Origin of the sequence: Pseudomonas mandelii (assembly GCF_002251635.1) — a bacterium.
GTDB classification, from domain to species: Bacteria; Pseudomonadota; Gammaproteobacteria; order Pseudomonadales; family Pseudomonadaceae; genus Aquipseudomonas; species Aquipseudomonas mandelii_B.
Genome location: NZ_NMOJ01000038.1, coordinates 29,696 through 34,866 on the forward strand (window position 1 = coordinate 29,696; position 5,171 = coordinate 34,866).

4 protein-coding genes are annotated in these 5,171 nt (G+C 60.5%); 3 read left to right on the top strand and 1 reads right to left on the bottom strand.

All coding sequences use genetic code 11. The features are described from left to right. Positions 1–199 precede the first annotated feature (199 nt). Both xthA and B7L09_RS05785 read left to right on the top strand, forming a co-directional pair. Positions 200–1,012 (top strand): exodeoxyribonuclease III, encoded by an 813-nt coding sequence (gene xthA / locus B7L09_RS05780; RefSeq protein WP_094468091.1) that lies wholly within the window; start codon positions 200–202, stop codon positions 1,010–1,012. Positions 1,013–1,191: 179 nt separating this feature from the next. Further along, complete coding sequence (locus B7L09_RS05785) at positions 1,192–2,532, top strand: substrate-binding domain-containing protein (protein WP_094468092.1); 1,341 nt, start codon at positions 1,192–1,194, stop codon at positions 2,530–2,532. 118 nt (positions 2,533–2,650) lie between these two features. On the opposite strand, the gene B7L09_RS05790 is transcribed toward B7L09_RS05785, so the two are convergent. Beyond that, positions 2,651–3,880 carry an acyl-CoA dehydrogenase gene (locus B7L09_RS05790; RefSeq protein ID WP_094468093.1) on the bottom strand — a complete coding sequence of 410 codons (1,230 nt, stop codon included), beginning with the start codon at positions 3,878–3,880 and terminating at the stop codon, positions 2,651–2,653. Between the two features lie 166 nt (positions 3,881–4,046). On the opposite strand from B7L09_RS05790, the gene B7L09_RS05795 reads away from it, so the two are divergent. Then, positions 4,047–4,976 (top strand): LysR family transcriptional regulator, encoded by a 930-nt coding sequence (locus tag B7L09_RS05795; RefSeq protein ID WP_094468094.1) that lies wholly within the window; start codon positions 4,047–4,049, stop codon positions 4,974–4,976. The last annotated feature ends 195 nt before the right edge of the window (positions 4,977–5,171 follow it).

A 5,171-nucleotide genomic window follows, 5' to 3' on the forward strand; every position in this document is an offset into this window, starting at 1 on the left:
TCGCGAGCAGGTCGAATCGTCGCACCGTCGCTCCCACAAAGGTATAGACCAGACTCATGACCTGTGGGAGCGAGCTTGCTCGCGAAGAGGCCATCACTGCCCATACGGATCTGACAGAACGAAGTGAATCCCCTCACCTCAACACTGGCCCGATTCCTACAGGTCAGCTAGCATCGCCCTTTTGCCAGGACTGCCGACCATGAAGATCGTCTCCTTCAACATCAACGGGCTGCGCGCCCGCCCTCATCAGCTGGCGGCGCTGATTGAAAAGCATCAACCCGACGTGATTGGCCTGCAGGAAACCAAGGTCCACGATGACCAGTTCCCGCTGGCCGAAGTGCAGGCACTGGGCTACCACGTGTATTACCACGGGCAGAAAGGCCATTACGGCGTCGCCCTGCTCTCGCGCAAAGAACCGATTGCATTGCATAAAGGGTTCGCCACCGACGAAGAAGACGCCCAGCGGCGCTTTATCTGGGGCACGTTTGCCGACGCCAATGGCGTGCCGGTGACCATCATGAATGGCTACTTCCCCCAGGGCGAAAGCCGCGACCACCCCACCAAGTTCCCGGCCAAGCAGCGCTTCTACGCAGACTTGCAGCACCTGCTGGAAAGCCAGTTCAGCAATGACCAGGCGCTGGTGGTGATGGGCGACGTGAACATTTCCCCGGAAGATTGCGACATCGGCATCGGCGCCGACAATGCCAAGCGTTGGCTGAAAACCGGCAAGTGCAGCTTCCTGCCGGAAGAACGCGAGTGGATGGCGCGCTTGAAGAACTGGGGCCTGGTCGACAGTTTCCGTCACTTGAACCCGGACGTGACCGACCGCTTCAGCTGGTTCGACTACCGCAGCCGTGGTTTCGAGGACGAGCCCAAGCGTGGGCTGCGCATTGACNTGATCATGGCGTCCCATGGGTTGTTGCCACGGGTGAAGGATGCGGGCGTTGACTACGAACTGCGCGGGATGGAAAAACCATCGGATCATGCGCCGATCTGGCTTGAGTTGAGCTGATCCTCTCGACTTCGACATAAATAAACTGTGGGAGCGGGACAGTTCGCTCCCACATTTACTTCGACATAAATAAACTGTGGGAGCGGGACAGTTCGCTCCCACATTTAGCAACTGTCATCTTTCGGACATCTTACTGACTTAATCTCCCGGCACTTCCTTTGGCCAGATAAGGTGCCGGCATGACGCTGCGCAGATTATTCCTGTTGATGCTGTGCGCCTTGTTGCCCTTCACGGCCTCGGCGGGCGATCTGCCGGTTCCCGAAAACGGCCCGGTCCTGCGCATCCAGGGTTCCAACACCATCGGCGCTGCCCTGGGGCCGGCGCTGGTCGAGGGGCTGATGCGCGAACAGGGCCTGCTCAAGGTTCACAGCGAAGTCCCCGATACAGCCAACGAACAACGCATCGTCGGCGAAACCGTTCAGGGACGCCGGGTGGTGGTGGACGTTGCGGCCCATGGTTCCAGCACCGGTTTCAGCGCCTTGAAAACCGCGTCCGCCGATCTCGCCGCCTCTTCGCGCCCGATCAAGGACAGCGAACGGGCAGACCTCAAGTCGTTGGGTGACCTCAAAAGCCCCGGCGCCGAGCAGGTCATTGCCATCGACGGACTGGCGATCATCCTTCATCCGCAAAATCCGCTGAACCAACTCGACACCGAACAACTGGCGCGAATTTTCAGCGGTGAGGCAAAAACCTGGGAAGAACTCGGCGGCCGTGGTGGGACGATTCACCTGTATGCGCGGGATGATCAGTCGGGCACCTACGACACTTTCAAGGAATTGGTCCTCAGTCGCCGTGGGAAAACACTGAATAACGCCGCGAAACGCTTCGAATCCAGCGAACAATTGTCCGACGCTGTCAGCCAGGATCCGCAAGGCATTGGCTTTATCGGCTTGCCTTATGTGCGCCAGGCCAAAGCCGTGGCGATTGTCGACGGTGACTCACAACCCATGCAGCCGCTCACCAGCCTGATTGCCACCGAGGATTACCCGCTGTCAAGGCGGCTGTTCTTTTACCTGCCGCCCAACGGGAAAAATCCATGGGCGCAAGCGCTGGTGGCCTTCGCGCAAAGCAGCAAAGGCCAGGCGATTGTCGCGGACAACGGCTTTGTTGCGCAGACCGTGCAGGCCATGAGCGTCACGCCGAACGCCTTGATGCCCGAGGGTTATCAGGCACTCAGCCGCCACGCCCAGCGGTTGTCGGTGAATTTCCGTTTCGAGGAAGGCAGCGCGACGCTCGACAACAAGGCCCGACAAGACTTGTCACGGGTGCTCGACTATATAAAGCAGCGCGGCAAAACCAATCGGCAGGTGACGCTGGTGGGGTTTGGTGATGCCAAGAGCGATCCGGCGCGTGCCGATCTGTTATCGAAGCTGCGGGCCATGGCGGTGCGCCGGGAATTGGTCAAAAGCGGCGTGGTGCTGCGCGATATTCGCGGGTTCGGCGCGCAGATGCCGGTGGCGGCGAATACGGCGGATGAGGGCCGGATCAAGAATCGGCGGGTGGAGGTTTGGGTGTATTGAGTCAGATGTTGCCGTGGTTAATGGGCTGACGCCATCGCGGGCAAGCCCGGCCCCCACAGGATTGCACTGAACCTGTGGGAGCCGGGCTTGCCCGCGATGAACGATAACGCGGTGTCTGTTATTGCCCGCTACGCATCATCTCTTTCGGCACATACTTGCCGATCTCGAACTTGCCGATCGCCGCGCGGTGTACTTCATCCGGGCCGTCGGCCAGGCGCAAGGTGCGTTGCATGGCGTACATGTAGGCCAGCGGGAAGTCGTTGGACACCCCGGCACCTCCGTGGATCTGGATCGCGCGGTCGATCACCTTCAACGCCACGTTCGGCGCCACGACCTTAATCTGGGCGATTTCGCTTTTCGCCACTTTGTTACCGACGGTATCCATCATGTAGGCCGCCTTCAAGGTCAGCAGGCGCGCCATGTCGATTTCCATCCGCGAGTCGGCGATCTTGTCGATATTGCCGCCCAAGCGTGCCAATGGCTTGCCGAACGCGGTACGGCTGACGGCGCGTTTGCACATCAGCTCCAGCGCACGCTCGGCCATGCCGACGGAGCGCATGCAGTGGTGGATACGGCCTGGGCCAAGGCGACCCTGGGCAATTTCAAAGCCGCGGCCTTCGCCCAGCAGGACGTTTTCATACGGCACGCGAACGTTTTCAAACAGCACTTCGGCGTGGCCGTGAGGTGCGTCGTCGTAGCCGAACACCGGCAGCGGGCGCACGATCTTCACGCCGGGGGTGTCCACCGGCACCAGGATCATCGAGTGCTGCTGGTGACGCGGTGCATCCGGGTTGCTCAGGCCCATGAAGATCAGGATCTTGCAGCGCGGGTCGCAGGCGCCGGAGGTCCACCACTTCTTGCCGTTGATCACCCACTCATCGCCCTGGCGTTCGGCGCGGGCGGCCATGTTGGTGGCGTCTGAGGAGGCCACGTCCGGCTCGGTCATGGCAAAGGCCGAGCGGATCTCGCCGCGCAGCAGCGGTTCGAGCCAGCGTTGTTTCTGTTCTGCGTTGGCGTAGCGCACCAGCACTTCCATGTTGCCGGTGTCGGGGGCGGAGCAGTTGAACGGCTCCGGTCCCAGCAAGGAGCGGCCCATGATCTCGGCCAACGGCGCGTATTCGAGGTTGGTCAGGCCGGCGCCCAGCTCGGATTCCGGCAGGAACAGGTTCCACAGGCCTTCGGCTTTTGCCTTGNGCTTNAGCTCTTCCATGATTGCGGTCGGCTGCCAGCGATCGCCTTCGGCGACCTGGCGCTCGAACACGGCTTCGGCGGGATAAACGTAGGTATCCATGAACGCGGTGACGCGTTCACGCAGTTCCTGAACCTTGGGCGAATAGGCGAAATCCATGAGCAGCTCCCTTCTCTGAGAGGTTGTTTAGGTCATGCAATCGATGCTAGAACAGGGTTGATAATTTACCTAGCCTATTCTCGGCGTGTATTAACATTCATCACCGATATATGATCGGCGCATGGGCACTTAACAAATCGCCACCTAACAATAAGAGCGCAACGACATGAATCTGAGCAAGGTCGACCTCAACCTCTTTATCGTCTTCGACGCGATCTACACCGAAGCCAACCTGACTCGCGCCGGGCAAATTGTCGGCATCACCCAGCCGGCGGTNTCGAACGCTCTGGCCCGCCTGCGCGAGACCTTCAACGACCCGTTGTTCGTGCGCACCGCGCAAGGCATGGTGCCTACGCCGATGGCGCAGAACATCATCGGCCCGGTGCGCAACGCGTTGTCGCTGCTGCGGGTGTCGGTGCAGGAAAGCCGGATTTTCAACCCGCAACAGGCGGCCAAGACCTATCGCATCAGCATGACCGACCTTACCGAGGCGGTGATTCTGCCGTTGCTGTTCCAGCGCCTGCGCCGCCTGGCGCCGACCGTGGTGATCGAGAGTTTCCTGTCCAAACGCCGCGAAACCACCAAGGAGCTGGCCGCCGGGCGCCTGGACTTTGCCGTGGACGCGCCGCTTAACACTGACCCGCAAGTGCGCCATGTGAAGCTGATGGAAGACCGCTACGTGTGCGCCATGCGCAAGGGCCACCCGATGGCGGGCAAGGACAAATTCACCCTGGACGACTACCTGTCACTGACCCATATCCATATCTCCAGCCGCCGCAACGGCTTGGGCCATGTCGACCTGGCGTTGGGCAAAATGGGCATCCAGCGCAAGATCGCCCTGCGCTCCCAGCATTACCTGATGGCTTCGCAAGTGTTGCAGCAGACCGACATGGTCATGACCGTGCCCGAACGCTTCGCCCGCCGCCACGAACTGCACTGGTTCAACTTGCCGGTCAACGACGTGCCGCCGGTGGAAACCCACCTGTACTGGCACGAAAGCACCGACCAGGACCCGGCCAACCGCTGGATGCGTGAGCAGATGATCGAGTTGTGCCAACAGGTGACGGCGCATGAGAAGAAGCTCGACAAGGTGTAAGACTTGTTACCGCGTTATCGTTCATCGCGAGCAGGCTCGCTCCCACAGGGATCTGCGCCGTACTGCAGGAGCGAGGCTTGCGCGCCGTACTGCAGGAGCGAGGCTTGCGCGCGAAGAGGCCAGTGATATCAATGAAGATCCATGCCCCTTGACGTAAACGTCAACCTGACATTAGCTTAGCGCCATGACCTTCTT